The sequence below is a fragment of the Eoetvoesiella sp. genome, assembly GCF_035555955.1.
In the GTDB taxonomy this organism is placed as follows: domain Bacteria; phylum Pseudomonadota; class Gammaproteobacteria; order Burkholderiales; family Burkholderiaceae_B; genus Eoetvoesia.
Genome location: NZ_DATMGA010000014.1, coordinates 16,133 through 36,719 on the forward strand (window position 1 = coordinate 16,133; position 20,587 = coordinate 36,719).

Sequence of the window (20,587 nt, forward strand, 5' to 3'; positions counted from 1 at the left end):
TGGATGTCAGGGTGGAAGTAGTGTAAGGGTTTTGGCCCGTTTTGCAGAGGCTTGCCCTGGTGACAGGGGAATGTCAGCTCAGGTGGTAAAATCTAGGGCTTTGCAATCCTTATTGTCGGGGTTTACGCCGGCGGCGTGCTTTCAGCCCCCTTTGTGAGTTTTCAATGAGCCTATCGCCCGTCCAAGATTCATCCTTGGCCAATGCCATCCGCGCACTTGCCATGGATGCGGTTCAACAAGCCAATTCGGGGCATCCCGGAGCCCCCATGGGCATGGCCGATATTGCCGAAGCGCTGTGGACGCGTCATTTGCGGCACAATCCCGCCGATCCTGCCTGGGCCAACCGCGACCGCTTCGTCTTGTCGAACGGCCATGGGTCGATGCTGCTGTATGCCTTGCTGCATCTTAGCGGCTACGATTTGCCTATCGAGGAACTCAAGAATTTTCGGCAGTTGCATTCGCGCACACCGGGCCACCCCGAGGTCGGCATCACCCCGGGCGTCGAAACCACCACCGGCCCGCTGGGCCAGGGCCTGGCCAATGCCGTCGGCATGGCGCTGGCCGAGGCCCTGCTGGCACGCGAGTTCAATCGCGAAGGCCACGGCATTGTCGACCACTTCACCTACGCCTTCGTGGGCGATGGTTGCCTGATGGAAGGCATTTCGCACGAGGCCTGCTCTTTGGCCGGCACGCTCAAGCTTTCCAAGCTTATTGTTTTCTACGACGACAACGGCATTTCCATCGACGGCGAGGTCAAGAACTGGTTCGCCGACGACACCCCCGCGCGCTTCGAGGCCTATGGCTGGAACGTGGTGCGCAACGTCGACGGCCATAATGTGGCGGCAGTGGATCAGGCCATCCAGCAGGCCAGGGATGCCGCCGCCGGGCACAAGGGCCCCACGCTCATCTGCTGCCGCACCGTCATCGGCAAGGGCGCGCCTCATGCCGCCGGCACCGAAAAAGTGCACGGCTCGCCCCTGGGCGCCGACGAAATCGCCGCCACGCGCGCCGCGCTGGGCTGGACCAGCGCGCCGTTCGAAATTCCCCAACACATCTACCAGCGCTGGGACGCCCGCATCAAGGGCAAGCTGTGGCAGGCCGAGTGGCAGGAAAGCTTCAAATCCTATGCCCAGGCGTACCCCGAACAGGCCGCCGAATTCACACGCCGCATGCAGGGCGAACTGCCGGCCGATTTCACCAAGAGCGCAGCCGCCTTCATTGCCGCCACGGCCGGCAAGGCCGAAACCGTGGCAAGCCGCAAGGCCTCGCAATTCGCCATTACCGCTTTTGCCGAGCTGCTGCCCGAGCTCCTGGGCGGTTCGGCCGACCTTACCGGCTCCAACTTCACCGACTGGAAGGGCGTGGCGCCTTTGCGGGCCGGCGACGGCGGCGTGCAGTTCGGGCGCCACATCAATTACGGCGTGCGTGAATTCGGCATGGCGGCCATCATGAACGGCATCGCGCTGCATGGCGGCTACCTGCCTTTCGGCGGCACCTTCCTGACTTTTTCCGACTACTCGCGCAACGCCATCCGCATGGCGGCGCTCATGAAGCAGCGCGTCGTCCACGTGTTCACGCACGACTCCATCGGGCTTGGCGAGGACGGCCCCACGCACCAGTCCATCGAGCACGCGGCCAGCCTGCGCCTCATTCCCAACCTGCACGTCTGGCGTCCCTGCGACACCACCGAAACCGCGGTGGCCTGGCAGCAGGCGGTGCAGCGCCCGGCCAGCCTGGGCATGCAGGTGCATGACGGCGGGCCAAGCGCCTTGCTGCTGTCGCGCCAGAACCTGCCCTTTGTCGCCCGCGACGAAACCGCCATCGCGGCGATCGCCCGCGGCGGCTATGTGCTGCGCGACGCCGCGAACGCCAAGGCCGTCATCATCGCCACCGGCTCCGAAGTCAGCCTGGCCCTGGCGGCCCAGGAACAACTTGCCGGGCGCGGCATTGCCGTGCGCGTGGTTTCCATGCCGTGCACCAACATCTTCGACGCCCAGGACGCGCAATGGCGCGAATCGGTGCTGCCCAAGGGCCTGCCGCGTGTCGCGGTCGAAGCCGGCGCAACAGGGGGCTGGTACAAGTATGTCGGCCTGGATGGCGCGGTGGTGGGCATCGACACTTACGGCGAGTCCGCCCCGGCCGGCGTCCTATTCAAGCATTTCGGACTGACCGCCGAGCGTGTGGCGCAAGCCGTCGAACAGATTTTGTAAAACAGGAGAGTAATCATGGCAATTCGCGTAGCAATCAACGGCTATGGCCGTATCGGACGCAACGTCCTGCGCGCTCACTACGAAGATGGCAAGAAGCACGATATTGAAATCGTGGCCATCAACGACCTGGGCGACCCCAAGACCAATGTCCATCTCACCCGCTACGATACGGCGCACGGCAAGTTCCCGGGCACGGTCGAGGTCGATGGCGACTACATGGTGGTCAACGGCGACCGCATTCGCGTCCTCGCCAATCGCAACCCGGCCGAATTGCCGTGGGGCGAGCTGGGCGTCGACGTCGTGCTCGAGTGCACGGGCTTCTTCACCAGCAAGGAAAAGGCCGGCGCGCACCTGAAGGGCGGCGCCAAGAAGGTCATTATCTCGGCCCCTGGCGGCAAGGACGTCGACGCCACGGTTGTGTACGGCGTCAACCACAATGTGCTCAAGGCCAGCGACACCGTCATCTCCAATGCTTCGTGCACGACCAACTGCCTGGCCCCGCTGGTTCAGCCCCTGCATGAAAAACTGGGCCTGCTCAATGGCTTGATGACCACCATCCACGCCTACACCAACGACCAGGTGCTTACCGACGTGTATCACTCCGACCTGCGCCGCGCGCGGTCGGCCACGCAAAACATGATCCCCACCAAGACCGGCGCAGCCTCGGCCGTCGGCCTGGTGCTGCCCGAGCTCAACGGCAAGCTCGACGGCTATGCCATGCGCGTGCCTACCATCAACGTTTCCATCGTCGACCTGACCTTCGTGGCAAGCCGCGAAACCTCGGTGGAAGAAGTCAACGGCATTCTCAAGCAAGCCGCCAGCGCGGGCGCCCTGAAAGGCATCCTCGACTACAGCGAAGAGCCTCTGGTGTCGTCCGACTACAACCACACCACGGTGTCCAGCACCGTGGACGCCGGCCTTACCAAGGTGTCGGGCAATCTGGTCAAGGTATGCTCGTGGTACGACAACGAGTGGGGCTTCTCCAATCGCATGCTGGATACCACCGTGGCGCTGATGTCCGCCAAGTAATTCCAGTCTTGTACAAGCCAAGGGCGGGGTATCCCGCCCTTGCTTCATTCCGCCATCTTTGCCATTGCGCTGCTATCTTCCCATTATGTCCACAGTCAAAACCCTTACCGCCCTGGCCAAGGCCGATGCCTTGGCCGGCAAACGCGTTTTCATCCGCTCCGACCTGAACGTTCCGTTCGACGATACCGGCCGGATCTCCGAAGACACGCGCATTCGCGCATCGGTGCCGGCCATACGCATGGCGCTGGACGCCGGCGCCGCCGTAATGGTCACTTCCCATCTGGGCCGTCCCACCGAGGGCACGGTGGCCGACGCCGATACCTTGGCGCCGGTGGCCGCCCGGCTTTCGCAATTGCTGGGCCAGCCCGTGCCGGTGGTCAAGAACTGGGTCGATGGAGGTTTTTCCGTCGAACCCGGACAGGTCGTGCTGCTGGAAAACTGCCGCTGCAACGTGGGCGAGAAAAAAGACGACGATGCGCTGTCGCGCAAGATGGCCGCGCTGTGTGATGTGTATGTGAACGACGCGTTCGGCACGGCGCATCGCGCCGAGGCCACCACGCACGGCATCGCCCGCTATGCGCCGGTGGCATGCGCGGGCCCCTTGCTGGAGGCCGAGCTCGATGCCCTGGGCCGCGCCCTGGAAGAACCCAAGCGTCCCATGGTGGCCATCGTGGCCGGCTCCAAGGTGTCGACCAAGCTGTCCATCTTGCGCGCGCTGGCCGACAAGGTCGACCAGCTCGTGGTGGGCGGCGGCATTGCCAACACCTTCATGCTGGCCAAGGGCCTGGGCATCGGCAAGTCGCTGGCCGAGCCCGACCAGGTCGATCAGGCCGCGGCCGTCATCGACGTCATGCAACAGCGCGGGGCCGGCGTGCCGATTCCCGTCGATGTCGTGTGCGCCAAGTCGTTCGGCGCCGATGCTCCGGCCACCATCAAGCCCGCGTCGGACGTGGCCGGCGACGACATGATTCTGGACATCGGCCCGCAGACCGCCGCGCAACTGGCCGGCATCCTGGAAAAAGCCGGCACCATAGTCTGGAATGGTCCGGTCGGCGTGTTCGAATTCGACGCCTTCGCCAACGGCACCAAGGTCATCGCCCAGGCTATCGCCAAATCGCCGGCGTTTTCCATTGCGGGGGGCGGCGACACCCTGGCGGCCATCGCCAAATACAATGTCGCCGACAAGGTCGGCTATATCTCGACCGGCGGCGGCGCCTTCCTGGAGTTCCTCGAGGGCAAGACCCTGCCCGCCGTCGAAATCCTGCAGCAGCGCGCCGAGGGCTAGGCCGGCTGGCGTGTATAGGCCTCATCCTTTCGGAATGAAGATCATGCGAGGGCGCCTCTTCGAAGCCTGCGGTTTTGGAAATAGGGGCGGAAAAGCTCCAGCGTGAAGCTGGAGCTTTCCGAAAGCAAAGTGCGTGCTTTGGGTTTTAGGAATTAACAATCATGACTGAATCGTCCCGTTTGCTTCGTCGTCATCCCGACGATTTGCTGGTCGGCCTGGTGTCGGTTTCCGACCGGGCTTCCAGCGGCGTTTACGAAGACCAGGGCATCCCGGCCCTGCAGGAGTGGCTGAACGGGGCCTTGGTTAACGCGCCGCAATTCGCCACGCGGCTCATCCCCGACGAGGCGCAAGCCATTTCGGCGGCCCTGGCCGAGCTGGTCGACGAAGTCGGCTGCGACCTGGTGCTGACCACCGGAGGCACGGGGCCGGCGCGGCGCGACGTGACACCCGAGGCCACGCTGGCGGTTGCCACCAAGGAAATGCCGGGGTTCGGCGAGCAGATGCGCCAGATCAGCCTGAAGTTCGTGCCCACGGCTATTTTGTCGAGGCAGGTGGCGGTCATCCGCGAAACCCCGGACCACGCCGCGCTCATCATCAATTTGCCCGGCCAGCCCAAAGCCATACGCGAAACCCTGGAAGGCCTGAAGGACGCCGAAGGCAAGCCGCTGGTGCCGGGGGTTTTCGCCGCCGTACCGTATTGCATCGACCTTATCGGCGGCCCATACATTGAAACCCGCGACGAAATCGTCAAGGCCTTCCGGCCCAAGTCGGCCATTCGCAGCGCCAGCTAGCCTGAACGTTTTGTATCAGGAATTCATCGTACGTTCAGGTAAAATGTTAGCTATAACCAATTAGCTACTCCTTATTAATCATTGCTTCCTGGAGGCCCACTCATGGCCCTTGTTTCTATGCGCCAGTTGCTCGACCATGCAGCTGAAAATGGCTATGGCATTCCCGCGTTCAACGTCAACAACCTCGAGCAGGTGCAGGCCATCATGGAAGCTGCGGCCGAGACCGACAGCCCGGTCATCATGCAGGCGTCGGCCGGCGCGCGCAAATACGCGGGCGAGGGCTTTCTTAAGCTGCTCATCCAGGCCGCCGTCGATACCTATCCGCACCTGCCGGTCGTCATGCACCAGGATCACGGTCAGTCGCCCGCCATCTGCCAGGGCGCCATCGACCTGGGCTTCAGCAGTGTGATGATGGACGGCTCGCTAAAGGAAGACGGCAAGACCATCGCCGAGTACGAATACAACCTCGACGTCACCCGCAAGGTCGTCGGCATGGCCCATAAGCTGGGCGTGACCGTCGAAGGCGAGCTGGGCTGCCTGGGGTCGCTCGAAACCATGCAGGGCGACAAGGAAGACGGCCACGGCGCCGACGGCAAGCTCACCATGGACCAGCTGCTTACCGATCCTGAACAGGCCGCCGATTTCGTGCGCCAGACCCAGCTCGACGCCCTGGCCATCGCCATCGGCACCAGCCATGGCGCCTACAAGTTCTCGCGCAAGCCCACCGGCGACATCCTTTCGATTTCCCGCATCAAGGAAATCCACCAGCGCCTGCCCAACACCCATCTGGTCATGCATGGCAGCTCCAGCGTGCCTCAGGAGCTGCTGGCCGAGATCCGCCAGTTCGGCGGCGACATGAAGGAAACCTACGGCGTGCCCGTCGAGGAAATCCAGGAAGCCATCAAGTTCGGCGTGCGCAAAGTCAATATCGACACCGACATCCGCCTGGCCATGACCGGGGCCATCCGCCGCTTCATGGCCGAAAACCCGTCCAAGTTCGACCCGCGCGAATACCTCAAGCCGGCCCGCCTGGCGGCCAAGGAAGTCTGCAAGCAGCGCTACGAACAGTTCGGCACAGCCGGCAATGCCAGCAAGATCAAGCCGGTGCCGCTTGGCGACATGGCTCAAAAATACGCGGCGGGCGAACTCAAGCAGGTGGTGCAATAAATGCCTGCTGCCCTGCATGAATCAGGCATCAAGTCCCTGCCCTTGCTGGGGCGCGGCAAGGTGCGCGATATGTATGCCGTCGGCGACGACAAGCTGCTTATCGTAGCGTCCGACCGTATTTCCGCGTTCGACGTCATTCTGGACGACCCCATTCCGGGCAAAGGCCAGGTACTGACCGAGCTTACCGAGTTCTGGCTTGAAAAACTGGCCCATGTCGTGCCCAATCATTCCACAGGCATCGACCCGTGCGACGTTGTCGCCGCCGACGAGCGCGATCAGGTCAAGGGGCGCGCCATGGTGGTCAAGCGCCTGAAGCCCGTATTGGTAGAGGCCGTGGCGCGCGGCTATCTCATCGGCTCGGGCTGGAAAGACTACCAGGCCAGCGGCGCGGTGTGCGGCGTAGCCTTGCCGGCCGGCTTGCGCCAGGCCAGCCGCCTGCCCGAACCCATCTTCACGCCGGCCGCCAAGGCCGAGTTCGGCTCGCACGACGAGAACGTGGACTTTGCCCACGTGGTGCGCGAAGTCGGCCAGGAAATGGCCGAACGCATACGCGCCATCACCTTGCAGCTTTACATCGAAGCTTCGGAGTTTGCCGCGACCAAGGGCATCATCATCGCCGATACCAAGTTCGAGTTCGGGCTCGACGAGCAAGGCCAGTTGCACCTCATGGACGAAGTCCTGACCCCGGACTCCTCGCGTTTCTGGCCCGCTTCCGAGTATGCCGAGGGCATCAGCCCGCCGTCGTTCGACAAGCAGTTCGTGCGCGACTGGCTGGAAACCCAGGTCTGGGACAAAACCCCGCCGGCGCCGCGCTTGCCCGCCAGCGTCCTGGAAAAAACCGCGGCCAAGTATCGTGAAGCCGTGACCCGCCTGACAAGCTGACGGAGGCCGCATGACATCCATCGACACGCAAGACGGCGCGACGCCCGTGGTAGGCATTATCATGGGCTCGTCCAGCGACTGGGACATCATGAAGAACGCCGCCGCCATGCTCGAAGAGTTCGAGGTGCCGCACGAACTGCGTGTCATCTCGGCGCATCGCATGCCGCACGACATGGCCGATTACGGCGCTGCGGCGGCAGGCCGCGGCTTGCGGGCGATTATCGCCGGCGCGGGCGGCGCGGCGCACTTGCCGGGCATGATGGCTGCGCTGACGCCGGTTCCCGTGTACGGGGTTCCGGTTCCTTCCAAATACCTGCGTGGCGAGGATTCGCTGCTGTCCATCGTGCAGATGCCCAAGGGCGTGCCGGTGGCCACGTTCGCCATCGGCGAAGCCGGCGCGGCCAATGCCGCGCTGCACGCCATTGCCTGCCTGGCCACGACCGACGCGGCGCTGCGCGCTAAACTGGAAGCATTTCGCGCCCGCCAGACCGAGGCCGCGCGCGGCATGGTGATTCCGCCGCACGTTAATATTTAGTTCAGGCCTGCGCGGCCTGCCGCCGTCCAGGCTGCGCGTCGCGCAGCCGGCGGCCATTACCATTGATTATTCCGGATTACCTATGAACCAACCCGCAAGCTCGTATTCGATTGCGCCAGGAGACTGGCTGGGCATCGTGGGGGGCGGGCAATTGGGGCGTATGTTCTGCCATGCGGCGCAAAGCCTGGGCTACAAGGTGGCGGTGCTCGAGCCGGCTGCGCCGTGTCCGGCCGGGGTCGCCGCCGACCTGCACATTCGGGCCGATTATGACGACGTGCAGGCGCTGGATCGTCTTTCCGCCCTTTGCCGCGCGGTAACCACCGAGTTCGAGAACGTGCCGGCGCAAAGCCTGGAACGCCTGGCGCAAAACAGCCGGGTGTGTCCGGCGGCCGATGCGGTGGCCATCGTGCAGGACCGCATCCGTGAAAAAGCCTTCATCCACAGCATGGGCGTCCCGGTGGCGCCACATGCCCCCATACTTGCCGCGGACGATCTCGCGGCGGCCCCCGAGACGCTGTTCCCGGGCATACTCAAGGCGGCGCGCCTGGGCTACGATGGCAAGGGGCAGGTCCGGGTCGGCACGCGCGAGGAAGCCCTGCAGGCTTTTGCCGGCTTCAAGGGCGCGGCCTGCGTGCTCGAAGCGCTGATGCCCCTGGATTTCGAGATTTCCATCGTCATGGCGCGCGGCCTGGATGGCAAGACGGTGGTCTATGCGCCCGCCACCAACGAGCATCGCGACGGCATCCTGGCGGTGTCGGCGGTGCCGGCCCAGGTGGCCGCCGAACACCAGCCGTTGTACGAGCAGGCCACGAACGCGGCGCTGCGCATCGCCGAAGGCCTGGATTATTGCGGCGTGCTGTGCGTGGAGTTTTTCGTGCTGCGCGACGGCCGCCTGCTCGCCAACGAAATCGCGCCCCGGCCGCACAATAGCGGCCATTACACCATGAACGCGTGCGTCAGCAGCCAGTTCGAACAGCAAGCCCGCGCCATGGCGGGCCTGCCGCTGGGCGCCACCGATAATCTATGCGCCTGCGTCATGCTCAACGTCCTGGGCGATGTCTGGTTCGACGCGGCGGACGCGCTGTGCGAACCGGATTGGCCGGCGGTGTTGGCCGAGCCCGCCGCCAAATTGCATTTGTATGGCAAGGTCGAGGCGCGCCGCGGCCGCAAGATGGGCCATGTGAACGTGCTGGGCGCGTCGCTGGACGAGGCGCGGGAGGCTGCTGCGCGGGTTGCCGCCACCCTGGGCATCCGGTTCTGACCATGGCGGATTTCCACGATACACCCTCCGGGCATGAACTGCGGCGGGCGGCCGAGCAGTTGCTGGCGGGCGGTCTGGTGGCGTTTCCCACCGAAACGGTCTACGGGCTTGGCGGCGATGCCGAGAATCCCGAGGCTATTGCCCGCATTTACGCCGCCAAGGGCCGGCCCGCCAATCATCCCGTCATCGTTCATCTGGCCCCGCAGAGCAGCGTGGATTACTGGGCACGCTCGGTTCCCCCGCAGGCCCGAGCCTTGATCGAGGCTTTCTGGCCCGGCCCGCTCACGCTGATTCTGCCACGCGCTTCGCGTATCCCCGATGCCGTCAGCGGAGGGCAGGACAGCATAGGGCTGCGCTGCCCGTCGCATTCGGTCGCCCAGGCCTTGCTGCAAGAGTTCTCGCGCCGCAAGCCGGGCGGGCAGGGGGGGGTTGCCGCGCCCTCGGCCAACAAGTTCGGCCAGGTTTCCCCCACCCGCGCCGAGCACGTGCGCGCGGAGTTTCCCGAGCTTTTCCCCGAGCGCCTGATGGTGCTGGAAGGCGGGCAATCCGAGGTCGGCATCGAATCGACGATTCTGGATCTATCGCGCATCGAGCAGGGAATCGGCCCGGTGCTGCTGCGGCCCGGCCATGTTTCGGCGGCGCAGCTGGCCGAAGTACTGGGCGCTGAAATCGCCAGCCCCGACGCCGCGGCGCCTCGCGTATCGGGTTCGTTGAAGGCCCACTATGCGCCGCGCACGCCGCTTCTGCTATTGCCGCGCCAACGCCTGCTCGATGAAGCGGAGCGGGGCGCGGGGCAGGGCGAACGCATTGCCGCCGTGGTGTTCGACACTCAGGATTTGCCGGCCTGGCCCGGTGTGGACTGGCTTGCGGCCTCGTCCAGCCCCGATGTCTACGCCAGCGCGCTGTACGCGTTGCTGCGCGACCTGGATGGCGGGGGCTATGCCCGCATTCTGGTCGAGCAGCCCCCCGCGGATGCGGCCTGGCTGGCGGTGAACGACCGTATCGGCCGCGCCGCCGCCGCCTTTCTTTGAGCTTTGGCCTGGGCTAGACACCCAAGTAGCGGGTCAGCAGATCGGTTTGCTGCGACAGCGACGCGCTGTCTTTTTCTTCGACGACATTGCCTTTTTCCAGGACGACGCAGCGGTCGGTGTGCGCCAGCACCTTGCGGTAGTTGCGGTCGACGATTAGCGTGGAGACGCCTGTTTCGCGGATGGTGCCGATGATGCGCCAGATCTCGGCGATGATCAGCGGCGCCAGGCCCTCGGTGGCTTCATCGAGAATGAGCACGTCGGGGTTGGTCATGAGGGCGCGGCCGATGGCCAGCATTTGCTGTTCGCCGCCCGATAGCTGCTGCCCGCCGTGGGCCAGCCTTTCGGTCAGGCGCGGAAAGGTTTGCAGCACGCGCTCGTAGGTCCAGTCGTTGCGACCCTCGAAGCCGGGCCTGGCCGCGACCAGCAGGTTCTCGCGGACGTTGAGATTGGGGAATATGCCGCGACCTTCGGGAACGTAGGCGATACCCAGCCTGGAGACCTGGTAGGGCGCCGCGCGCGTGCAGTTCTTACCGCGCACGCTGATGTTGCCGCTGGCTGGCGCGACATGGCCCAGTATGGTGCGGATGAGCGTGCTTTTGCCCATGCCGTTGCGGCCCAGCAGGCCGATGGATTCGCCCGCCTCGATCCGCAGGTCGACGCCGTGCAGGATATGGCTTTCGCCGTAATAGGTGTGCAGCCCTTGAGCCTGGATCAACGCGCTCATTCGTCGTCTCCGAGGTAGGCTGTTTGAACCTGGGGGTCGTTGCGTATGCTGTCGGGATTGCCGTGGGCGATGACGCCGCCGTTTACCATGACCGTGATGATGTCGGAAATTTTGAAGACGGCATCCATATCGTGTTCGACCAGCAAAATGGCCAGGTCGGATTTAAGGGAGTCGAGCAGGCCCAGCATGCGTTCGGTTTCTTCGGGGCCCATGCCCGCCAGTGGTTCGTCCAGCAGCAGGATTTTGGGATGCGTGGACAGGCCCATGGCGATTTCGAGCTGGCGCTTGCCGCCGTGCGACAGCAGGCCCGCGACGCGCTTGCTTTCGTTGGCCAGCCCCGCAAGCTCGAGGGCCCGGTCGGCCGCTTCGTTGCTGAAGGCGCAGTGCTTGGCCGCGCTGGTCCAGTTCCAGAATTTTTGCCGGTTGGCCTGCGCGGTCAGCCGGCAGTTCTCGTGGACGGTGAGGCTGGGGAAGATGGTGGTGCGCTGATAGCTGCGTCCCAGGCCCGCGCGCGCCCGCCGGGGCTGCGACCACGCCGTGATGTTGGCGTCGTTCATGAAGATGGTGCCCTCGTTGGGGGCGAGTTCGCCGGACAGAATGCTGACCAGGGTGGACTTGCCCGCGCCATTGGTGCCGATGACGGCGTGTACAAAACCCAGGGGCAGGTCGATGGACACGTTGTCGATGGCCGTGAGGCCGCCGAAACGGCGTGTGATGTTCTTTGCGGATAGGAGTATTTGAGTCATGCTTGCCGCCTAGGATCGGGCCGGAGCCGCTGGCGTTGCCGTGCGCTTGCTGCGCAATGCGCGGAATTGTTCGGGAAGGCCGGTGATGCCCTTGGGCATCAGGGCGACCAGCGCGATGATGGCCAGGCCGAAGGGCAGATGCCAGTGCGTGGCCAGGTCGCCGAGCAGGGCTTCCGACTGAAAGAGCTCTTGCAGCAGGGTAAGCCCAGCCGCGCCGACGATGGCGCCCCAAAGCCTGCCCGAACCGCCCAGGATCACCATGAGCAGGACCAGGCCCGATTGTTCCCATGCCAGCAGTTCGGGATTGACGAAGCCGTCCTTGACGGCATACAGCACGCCGGCAATGCCGCCCAGGCCGCCGGCGATGACGTAGGCGACCAGCTTGTAGCCCAGCGTGGTGTAGCCCGCGGCGCGCATGCGCTGCTCGTTGACGCGGATGCCGGTGAGGGCGGCGCCGAAGCGTGAGCGCATGAGCACGGCAAGAAAGCCCCATACCAGCAGCAGGCAGGCCAGCGTGAACAGGTAGAAGGGGTAGGGCTTGCTGATGTCGAGCAGAACCGTGTCGCCGATGCGCCATTCGGGGCGGAAATACATATAGATGCCGTCCGTGCCGCCGCCGATCTTGGTGTCGTGGAAAATGTAGTACGCCATCTGCGCGAACGCCAGCGTGACCATGATGAAGTAGATGCCCTTGGTGCGCAGCGACAGGATGCCCGTTATGGCCGCGAAGATCATGGAGGCCACGACGGCGCAGGGCAGGAGAATGAAGAAATTGCCGGCCCCCGATTCGGGCGACAGCAATGTGGCCGTATACGCCGAGATGCCGAAAAAGGCGGCGTGCCCCAGGCTGACCAGCCCCGTGCCGCCCACCAGCAATTGCAGGCTCAGGGCGAACAGCGAATAGATCATGATCTTGATGGTCAGGCCGATATAGTAGTCATTGGCGACCATGGGCAGTAAGGCAACCAGGCACACAAGCACCAGCAGCAGGGCCGCGCGTAGAGAAAATTGCATACTTAGCCTTGCTTGAAAAGCCCTTCGGGCTTGAACAATAGTATTACCGCCATGAGCAGGTAGACCATGACGCCCGCGGCGGCGGGAAAGAAGATTTGCCCGAAGGTGTCGACGAAGCCGACCAGCATGGCGGCAAGGAATGCGCCCTTGATGGAGCCGATGCCGCCGATGACCACGACTACGAAGCAGATGATGAGAATGGCATTGCCCATGCCCGGGTAGACCGAGGAAACCGGCGCGGCAATGGCTCCCGCCAGCGCGGCCAGCGCGACGCCCATGGCGAAGACGATGCGAAAGAGGCGATTGATGTTGATGCCCAGCGAATTGATCATTTCGCGGTTGCTGGCGCCGGCGCGGATCATCATGCCCAGCCGGGTGCGGCTGAGCACCCAGTACAGCAGCCCGGCCACCAGAATACACACCACCGAGATGAACAGGCGGTAGATGGGGTAGGTCATGACGTCGCTAAGAGGCATGGAGCCCGCCAGCCAGCTGGGCGGCGCGACGCCGTGCACGTCGTTGTCGATGATGAGGCTGCGAAGTTCTTCGAACACCAGGATGAGCCCATAGGTCATGAGCACTTGCTGCAGGTGGTCGCGGGTGTAGAGAAAACTGTAGAACGCCCATTCCAGGAAATAGCCCAGCACCGCCGCCAGGACGATGCAGGCCAGGATGGTGACGACGAACCCGCCGCCCAGGTACTGGGCGACGAGTGGCTGCAGGGCGAAGGCCATATAGGCCCCGATCATATAGAAACTGCCATGCGCCAGGTTGATGATGCCCATGATGCCGAAGATGAGCGTCAGCCCGCTGGCAACCAGGAACAGCAGCAGCCCGTATTGCACGGCGTTGAGGCACTGGATCAGAAAAATGACCGGGTCCACGATATGTCCTTCCCGGGATTACAGCTTGCAGCCGCGTGCCGGGTCGGCCAGGGCCTTGACGGCGATGCCGATGGACACGTTCTTGTCGCCCTTGGCTTCACGCAGGTAGAAGTCCTGGATGGGGTTGCCGGCCTTGGACAGCTTGAAGGTGCCGCGCGGGCTGTCGATGGTGGCGCCGCTCATGGCTGCGCGCATGGCTGTCTTCTTGGTGACGTCGCCCTTGACGGCGTTCAGGCCGGCAGCCAGGATTTGCGCCGCATCGTAGCCCTGGACGGCGTAGACGTCGGGCGGCAGCTCGGGGAAGTTTTTGGTGTAGTCGGCGCGGAAGGCGTTGTCGCGCGGCGTGTTCAGGCCGTCGGCATAGTGCAGCGTGGTGAGCAGGCCCTGGGCGGCGTCGCCCTCGGCTTCGAGGATGCCGTCGGTGAGGAAGCCGCTGGCGAGCAGGGGCACGGTCTTGCGCAGGCCGGATGCGGCGTAGTCCTTGACGAACTTGACCGCGCCGCCGCCGGCGAAGAAGGTGAAGACCACATCAGGCTTGATGGCCGCGATTTCGGTCAGCAGCGGCTGGAATTCCACGTTGGGGAAAGGCAGGGTGAGGTGCTTGACGACCTTGCCGCCGTTCTTTTCGAAGGACTCTTTGAAGCCGTCGGTGGATTCTTTGCCGGCCGCGTAGTTCCAGGTAATGGTTACGGCTGTCTTGTAGCCCTTCTTGGCCGCGACGCCGCCCATGGCGTAGCCGGGCTGCCAGTTGGAGAACGAGCTGCGGAAGATGTTCTTGCTGCACAGTGGGCCGGTGATGGCGTCGGCGCCGGCGTTGGGGATGATGAGGGTGGTGTCGGAATCTTTGGCGGCCTTGGCCAGAGCCATGGCCACGCCCGAGTGCACGGTGCCCACGAGGATGTCGACGTGGTCGCGCTTGATGAGGCGATTGGCGTTTTCAGGACCCTTGGACGGGTTGGACTCGTCGTCGACCTTGAAGTATTCGATGTCCTGGCCGGCCAGCTTGCCGCCTTGTTCCTTGACGTACAGCTTGAACCCGTTTTCGATGGCCTGGCCCAGCTTGGCGTACGTGCCGCTGTAGGGCAGCATGAAGCCGATCTTGACGGTGGCGGATGCCGTGCCCGCGCTCAGGACGAGCGCCGTTGCGAGGGCGGCGCCGGAAAATACGTGTTTCATGTGTCTACTCCTTGGTTTTATCAAATGGGTACTGCATGGGATGCGCATTGGCGCGGTTTGGAATTGTTATAGGCTTTTGACGAAGCCGGCCACCGCGTCGATGACCGCTTGGGATTGATCCCGGTGCGGCGAGTGACGGCAGTCGTCAATAATACATAGCCTAGTATGTGTTGCAATCCGTTTAATCCCTTGGATTTGCTCCAGGGTTCCGTATTCGTCGTCCTTGCCCTGGATGGCCAGCACCGGGCAGCGGATGCTGCCCAGGAAGGATTCGATGTTCCAGGCGCGGAATTCGGGATCCAGCCAGACGTCGTTCCAGCCCCAGAAGGCCGAATCGGGGTCCTGGTGATAGCGCTTCAGCTTTTCGGGCAGGTCGGTGTTGAGGTAGGCCACGCGCGCCTTCGCGATGCTTTCGACGGTGATGTCCTCGACGAAGATATGCGGGGCCTCGACGATGATGGCCTTGGGCTTGTCCGGATACATGGCGGCGTACAGCAGCGCGATCGAGGCGCCGTCGCTATGGCCCAGGAGTATGGGCCGCTCGTCCTGCATGCCCAGGGCTTCCAGCAGCGCCGGCAGGGCGTGCTGCGCCTGTGCATGCATATAGGTGACCGGCCATCTTTCTTCCTTGGGCCTGGGCGTGCTGGCGCCGTAGCCGTAGCGTGAAAAAACCAGGCCCCGGCAGTCCAGGGCCGCGCACAGTTGCGCGGGCCAGTCCTTCCACATATTGACCGAGCCCAGTCCTTCGTGCAGGAAGATCAGCAGATCTGCGCCGGTTTTTTCCTCGGAGATGAACTGGCATTCGATATCCATGTCGCGCCCCGACACGTGGACGGGAACCAGCCTTGCCGCGATGGTCTGAGCTTGCTGCATATCGTTCAGCCTTTGTCCAGCATGCGCAGGCGAAAGCGCTGGATCTTGCCGGTGGCGGTTTTTGGCAGCTCTTCGATGAAGTGTATGGTGCGCGGATACTTGAAGGGCGCCAGTTGCGACTTGACGAAGGCTTGCAGCTCCGTCTGGATGCCGGCGCTGGGCGTATTGCCCGAGCGCAGCACGACATAGGCCGTGGTCTTGACGAGGCCGTTGGCGTCGGCGGCGCCGATGACGGCGGCTTCCAGCACGGCTTCGTGCTGGATGAGGATGTTCTCGACTTCGACCGGCGAGACGTACTGGCCGCTGACCTTGATCATGTCGTCGCTGCGGCCGGCGTAGGTGTAGTAGCCATCGGCGTCGCACACGTATTTGTCGCCGCTTTTCAGCCAGGTGCCGAGGAAGGTGTCGCGCGACTTGGCCCGGTTGTTCCAGTACATGAGCGCCGCGCTGGGGCCTTTGATGTACAGGTCGCCGATGGTGCCGGCGGGAACCGGCTCGCCGTGCTCGTCGCGCAGTTCGACTTCGTAGCCGGGCACGGGCGTGCCCGTGGTGCCGTAGCGCACGCTGCCGGACTGGTTGGAGAGGAAGATGTGCAGCATTTCGGTGGAGCCGATACCGTCCAGGATTTCGCAGCCGAAGTGCTGGGTGAAGCGGTCGCCCAGATCCTTGGGCAGAGCTTCGCCGGCGGAGGCGCAGACGCGGATCGCCACCTGGTCTTTGGACGGCAGGTCGGGCGAGGCCAGCATGCTGGCGTACAGCGTGGGAACCCCGCAGTAGACCGTGGGCTTGTGCTGCGTGAGCCGTTTGAAAACCGCAGCCGGCGTGGGGCGTTCGCCCATGAGCACGGTGGTGGCGCCGGCCGAGAGCGGGAAGGTCAGCCCGTTGCCCAGGCCGTAGGCGAAAAACAGCTTGGCGGCCGAGAAGACGATGTCGTCTTCCCTGACGCCCAGCACGGGCTTGCCGTAGAGTTCGGCGGTGTACCAGAGGTTGCCGTGGGTGTGCACGACGCCCTTGGGCTGGCCGGTCGAGCCCGACGAGTAAAGCCAGAAGGCGATTTCATCGGCCAGGGTGGCGGCGGCCGGAACCGGCGCGGCCTGGGCAAGCAGGGCTTCGAATTCCTGCATGCCTTGCGGCAGGGGCTCGGTGGGCTGCGACACGACGATATTCTTGACTTCGTGCTTGGCAAGGGCCAGTCCCGCCTGCAGATTGCCGATCAGGGGCGCCGAGATGAACGCCGCCTGGCAGCGGCTGTGCTCCATGATGTAGGCGTAGTCCTCGGGCGTGAGCAGCGTGTTGATGGCGACCGGAACCACGCCCGCGTGCAGGGCGCCCAGGAAGACGACGGGCCAGTCCACCGTGTCGTGCATCAGCAGCAGGACGCGCTCTTCGCGCCGCACACCCAGCTTTTGCAGCAAACCTGCGAACTGCGCCACGCGCTGTGCCAGCTCGGCATAGGTCAGGGTGCGCTGGTCGTCGATGTAGGCCAGCTTGCCGGCGCGTCCAGCGTTGATCCCGGTTAGATAGGCCGCGTAATTAAGTACTGCGGGACAGGTTTGCATGTAAGTCTCCAGATGAGGAACGATGGGTCGTGCGGCTTTGTTTGCCGCCGGGCCGCTCCCAAGGCAAAAAGCGCCCCCCTCGGGGGCCATTGTTTTTTTATGCGCCGGCAAGGCGGTCAAGAATGTCGGGCGAACCTTGTACGGCCGCTGTGCGGTGATAGAACTTGAGCGCGCGCAGGCCCCCCAGTTCTTCGCCGCCGCCGGCGCGCCCGGGGCCGCCGTGGTTGGATTGCGGCATGGCGTTGCCGTGCCCCGTTTGCGCTTTGGCGACGGCGGAGTCGACGAGATGGACGCGGCCGTGGCTTTCGGCCAGGCGGGCAGCGGCCAGGGCCATGAACTCGGGATCGTCGCTGTATACGGAGGCTACCAGCGAGCCCATGCCGCGGCGGGCCAGTTCGAAGGCGTGTTCGGCATCGCGGTAGGGTATGAGGGTGGCGACCGGGCCGAACACCTCGACCTCGTGAACCAGCTTGTGCGTGTCGGGGTTCTTTACGCCGAACAGCATGGGGGCGACGCAGGCGTTGCCGGCCTGGGCCTGGATGGTGGTTTCCTTGCGGCCGTCGAACAGCACGTCGCTGTGGGCGGCAAGCTGCTCGATGCCGGAGACGATGGCTTTTTGCTGCTGCAGGCTGACCAGGCTGCCCATGCGGACGTCGGGGTTGCGCGGATCGCCGACGGTAATCGTCTTGAGCTTGGCGGCGATGGCGCCGGCCACGGATTCGTAGCGGGCCTCGGGCACGAAGATGCGGCGTATGGCCGTGCATTTCTGGCCGGACTTGATGGTGAGCTCGCGTACGACTTCGCGCACCAGAAGGTCGGCGGCGGCGTCGTCTTTGTCGGTGCCCAGGATGGCGCTGTTGACGCTGTCGGTTTCGGCGTTGAAGCGCACGCCGTCATGCAGCAGGCGCGGATGGCCGCGCAGCGTGGCGGCGGTGTCGGCCGAGCCGGTGAACGAAACCATGTCCAGGCCGTTCAAGGCCTCGAGCATGCCTTCGGGCCGGCCGCAAACGATGTTCAGGGCGCCATCGGGCAGGATGCCGGCCTCGATGACGTCCTTGACCATTTCGTGGGTCAGCCATGCCGTGGCGCTGGCCGGCTTGACGACGATGGGAACGCCCGACAGCAGGGCCGGCGCGGCTTTTTCCCAAAGCCCCCAGGCGGGGAAATTGAAGGCATTTATGAGCAGGGCCACGCCGCGCGAGGGCACGTGGATGTGCTGGCTGGCGAAGACGTTGTCGCGGGCCAGGGACTCGGGTTCTCCGTCCAGGCGCAGATGCCGTCCGGTAATCTTGCCGCCGAGCTTGGCGTAGTAGGAGAGGGTGTAGACGGCCCCGTCGACGTCCACGGCCGTGTCGTTTTGAACCGTCCCTGAGTTTTGCAGGGAAATGTCGTAGTACTTGTCGCGATTGTTTTGCAAGACCTGGACGATCTGCTTGAGCAGGTCGGCGCGTTCAGCGTAGCTCAGGGCGCGCAGGGCGGTTCCGCCGTGCTTGCGGGCCCAGTCGTAGCAGGCCGCCATGTCGAGTCCGTCGGCGCTGACGGTTGCCAGCTCCGTGCCCAGCACCGGGTCATAGAGCGTCGAGCCCGGCCCTTTGCCTTCCTGCCATTGGCCCTGAGTGTAGTTTGCGAGTTTTGTCATGGTGTTTGCTTCGAGTGTTCAATCAAGTTGGAGGCCTGGCGACCGGGCCGCTGCGGACTGCCGGCGGCATCCGGCCGGGGCGTGCGTGGCGCGGCTAGGCTTTGGCCGCGGGCCGGGTGAATTCGATTTTCCCCTGGGGCAAAAGATAAAGAATCAGCGCATCGCCGTCGCTGACCGTGGGGCTGTGCGCCGAGTCCGGCCCATAGACCAGCCAGCCGCCGGCGTGTCCGTCGAACTTCGCGTCGCCTTCCAGGGGCATGATGAGGTCGATTTCGCCATTGGGGTGGCGGTGGTGCGGGCCTGCAATGTTGTGCATGTGCACGACATCGACCGAATAGCCGTCCAGTTCGTCGCACGGCTTGATGACCCGGCCGTAGCGCACGCCGCCGCCTTCGTACTGGCACATCCAGCCTTCTTGCTCTGCGGTTTTACAGGTCTCGAATATGCGGTTGTAGTCGGCGCCGCCAAAAGGAAACCGCTCGTTCAGCGCCGCCTGCAGCGTTTTATCCAGCGGGCGGCCGTTGATGAACTGGGTGACGGTTTGGATAAGTGATTGAAATGTTTCGATAGTCACGGCGATTTGTCCTGTGTCCCGGTTTGCGCCCGGCGGGGGCGGCGCGCATGCCTTGGGCACGTTTGCGGCGGTTGCCTTTCTGCGGGCGCGTGCGTGGAGGGACGTATGCTGCTATCGTTTGCCTCGCTCCGGACGATGGATCGCAGGTAGCACCTGTTTAAGTAAAAACTTGTCAGCGAACCTGAAAATTAGTTGTTTTCTTTCCGATAGTCAAGCATTATAATGCATGTCAGGCCGAATTTAAGGGTTTTCTTTAGTGGAAAACAGAGCGCTAGATACCAATGCCGCGTTGGCGGCAGTCACCGCAAGCCCCGATCGGGATCCTTATCTCATCTCGCTGGGCGAGCGTGTGCGCCGCCTTCGCGCGCGGCGCGGCATGACGCGCAAAGAGCTGGCCCGCGCGGCCAGCGTCTCCGAGCGGCATCTCGCCAATCTCGAGCGCGGCGTGGGCAATGTGTCCATATTGGTGCTGCTGCAAATCGCCCAGGCATTCAATTGCGTGCTGGCCGAACTGGTGGGGGACATCACCACCTCCAGTCCCGAATGGCTGCTCATCCGCGAACTGCTGGGCGATCGCTCCGAACAGGAACTGCAACTGGCGCGTGAAACCCTGGCGGGCCTGTTCGAAGGCGGAGGCGCCGCCGCGGGCGGCCGCAACAAGCTTCGCCAGATCGCGCTGGTGGGCTTGCGCGGCGCCGGCAAGTCCACGCTGGGCCGCCTGCTGGCCGCCGAAATCGGCTATCCGTTCGTCGAGCTGAGCAGCGAGATCGAGCGGGTCGCCGGTTGCGGCATTCTTGAAATCCACAGCCTCTACGGCCCCACCGCGTATCGCCGCTACGAGCGGCGCGCGCTCGAAGAGGCCCTGCAGCTTTACCCCGAAATGGTGCTGGCCACGCCCGGCGGCCTGGTCTCCGAGCCCGCCACCATGAACGTCATGCTGGCCCATTGCTACACCATATGGGTCAAGGCCACGCCCGAAGACCATATGGCGCGGGTCATGGCGCAAGGCGATTTCCGGCCCATGGCCGGCAACAACGAGGCCATGGCCGACCTCAAGCGCATTCTCGCCAGCCGGGAAGCGTTCTATTCCAAGGCCGATTACGTATGTTCCACCAGCCATCGCAGCCTTACGGCGTGCGTGGACGAACTCAGCAACCATATCCGGCAGGTTGCCGGGCAGGTCCAGGTGTAAATACAGTACAGACGG

Annotated in this window: 19 protein-coding genes; 10 read left to right on the forward strand and 9 right to left on the reverse strand. The window is 64.1% G+C overall.

Annotated features, from left to right (window positions below; translation table 11 throughout):
- The first annotated feature begins 164 nt into the window (after positions 1-164).
- From tkt to VNT00_RS03500, 9 genes are all read left to right on the forward strand, one after another.
- A complete protein-coding gene (gene tkt / locus VNT00_RS03460) occupies positions 165-2,210 on the forward strand; it encodes a transketolase (RefSeq protein ID WP_325584549.1) in 2,046 nt (681 codons plus the stop codon).
- Between the two features lie 15 nt (positions 2,211-2,225).
- Complete coding sequence (gene gap, locus VNT00_RS03465; protein WP_325584551.1) at positions 2,226-3,239, forward strand: type I glyceraldehyde-3-phosphate dehydrogenase; 1,014 nt, start codon at positions 2,226-2,228, stop codon at positions 3,237-3,239.
- 85 nt (positions 3,240-3,324) lie between these two features.
- Positions 3,325-4,524 (forward strand): phosphoglycerate kinase, encoded by a 1,200-nt coding sequence (locus VNT00_RS03470; protein WP_325584553.1) that lies wholly within the window; start codon positions 3,325-3,327, stop codon positions 4,522-4,524.
- A gap of 161 nt (positions 4,525-4,685) precedes the next feature.
- Positions 4,686-5,315, forward strand: a complete 630-nt coding sequence (gene mog, locus VNT00_RS03475) for a molybdopterin adenylyltransferase (protein WP_325584555.1) — start codon at positions 4,686-4,688, stop codon at positions 5,313-5,315.
- 102 nt (positions 5,316-5,417) lie between these two features.
- A complete protein-coding gene (fba, locus tag VNT00_RS03480) occupies positions 5,418-6,482 on the forward strand; it encodes a class II fructose-bisphosphate aldolase (protein ID WP_325584557.1) in 1,065 nt (354 codons plus the stop codon).
- Entirely contained in the window at positions 6,483-7,364 is an 882-nt protein-coding gene (locus tag VNT00_RS03485) for a phosphoribosylaminoimidazolesuccinocarboxamide synthase (protein WP_325584559.1), read from the forward strand.
- A 10-nt stretch (positions 7,365-7,374) separates the two neighbouring features.
- Positions 7,375-7,899 (forward strand): 5-(carboxyamino)imidazole ribonucleotide mutase, encoded by a 525-nt coding sequence (purE, locus tag VNT00_RS03490; RefSeq protein WP_325584561.1) that lies wholly within the window; start codon positions 7,375-7,377, stop codon positions 7,897-7,899.
- Between the two features lie 82 nt (positions 7,900-7,981).
- The gene (locus tag VNT00_RS03495) at positions 7,982-9,160 is read left to right on the forward strand and encodes a 5-(carboxyamino)imidazole ribonucleotide synthase (RefSeq protein WP_325584563.1); all 1,179 of its coding nucleotides are present in this window, start codon (positions 7,982-7,984) and stop codon (positions 9,158-9,160) included.
- Between the two features lie 2 nt (positions 9,161-9,162).
- Positions 9,163-10,191, forward strand: coding sequence for an L-threonylcarbamoyladenylate synthase (locus tag VNT00_RS03500; protein ID WP_325584565.1), 1,029 nt, complete (start codon positions 9,163-9,165; stop codon positions 10,189-10,191).
- 13 nt (positions 10,192-10,204) lie between these two features.
- On the opposite strand, the gene VNT00_RS03505 is transcribed toward VNT00_RS03500, so the two are convergent.
- From VNT00_RS03505 to VNT00_RS03545, 9 genes are all read right to left on the reverse strand, one after another.
- Positions 10,205-10,915, reverse strand: coding sequence for an ABC transporter ATP-binding protein (locus tag VNT00_RS03505; RefSeq protein WP_325584567.1), 711 nt, complete (start codon positions 10,913-10,915; stop codon positions 10,205-10,207).
- Entirely contained in the window at positions 10,912-11,661 is a 750-nt protein-coding gene (locus VNT00_RS03510) for an ABC transporter ATP-binding protein (protein ID WP_325584569.1), read from the reverse strand. Before VNT00_RS03510 ends, VNT00_RS03505 begins: the two co-directional genes overlap by 4 nt.
- Positions 11,662-11,670: 9 nt before the next feature.
- Positions 11,671-12,675, reverse strand: a complete 1,005-nt coding sequence (locus VNT00_RS03515; protein ID WP_325584571.1) for a branched-chain amino acid ABC transporter permease — start codon at positions 12,673-12,675, stop codon at positions 11,671-11,673.
- 2 nt (positions 12,676-12,677) lie between these two features.
- Complete coding sequence (locus VNT00_RS03520; protein WP_325584573.1) at positions 12,678-13,559, reverse strand: branched-chain amino acid ABC transporter permease; 882 nt, start codon at positions 13,557-13,559, stop codon at positions 12,678-12,680.
- 18 nt (positions 13,560-13,577) lie between these two features.
- Entirely contained in the window at positions 13,578-14,735 is a 1,158-nt protein-coding gene (locus VNT00_RS03525) for an ABC transporter substrate-binding protein (protein WP_325584575.1), read from the reverse strand.
- Positions 14,736-14,801: 66 nt separating this feature from the next.
- Positions 14,802-15,608, reverse strand: a complete 807-nt coding sequence (locus tag VNT00_RS03530) for an alpha/beta fold hydrolase (RefSeq protein WP_325584577.1) — start codon at positions 15,606-15,608, stop codon at positions 14,802-14,804.
- 5 nt (positions 15,609-15,613) lie between these two features.
- A complete protein-coding gene (locus tag VNT00_RS03535; RefSeq protein ID WP_325584579.1) occupies positions 15,614-17,167 on the reverse strand; it encodes a benzoate-CoA ligase family protein in 1,554 nt (517 codons plus the stop codon).
- A 97-nt stretch (positions 17,168-17,264) separates the two neighbouring features.
- The gene (locus VNT00_RS03540) at positions 17,265-18,806 is read right to left on the reverse strand and encodes a 3,4-dehydroadipyl-CoA semialdehyde dehydrogenase (RefSeq protein WP_325584581.1); all 1,542 of its coding nucleotides are present in this window, start codon (positions 18,804-18,806) and stop codon (positions 17,265-17,267) included.
- A 94-nt stretch (positions 18,807-18,900) separates the two neighbouring features.
- Positions 18,901-19,380, reverse strand: coding sequence for a 4-hydroxylaminobenzoate lyase (locus VNT00_RS03545; RefSeq protein WP_325584583.1), 480 nt, complete (start codon positions 19,378-19,380; stop codon positions 18,901-18,903).
- A 256-nt stretch (positions 19,381-19,636) separates the two neighbouring features.
- Between VNT00_RS03545 and VNT00_RS03550 the strand changes: the two genes are divergently transcribed.
- Complete coding sequence (locus VNT00_RS03550; RefSeq protein ID WP_325584585.1) at positions 19,637-20,572, forward strand: helix-turn-helix transcriptional regulator; 936 nt, start codon at positions 19,637-19,639, stop codon at positions 20,570-20,572.
- The last annotated feature ends 15 nt before the right edge of the window (positions 20,573-20,587 follow it).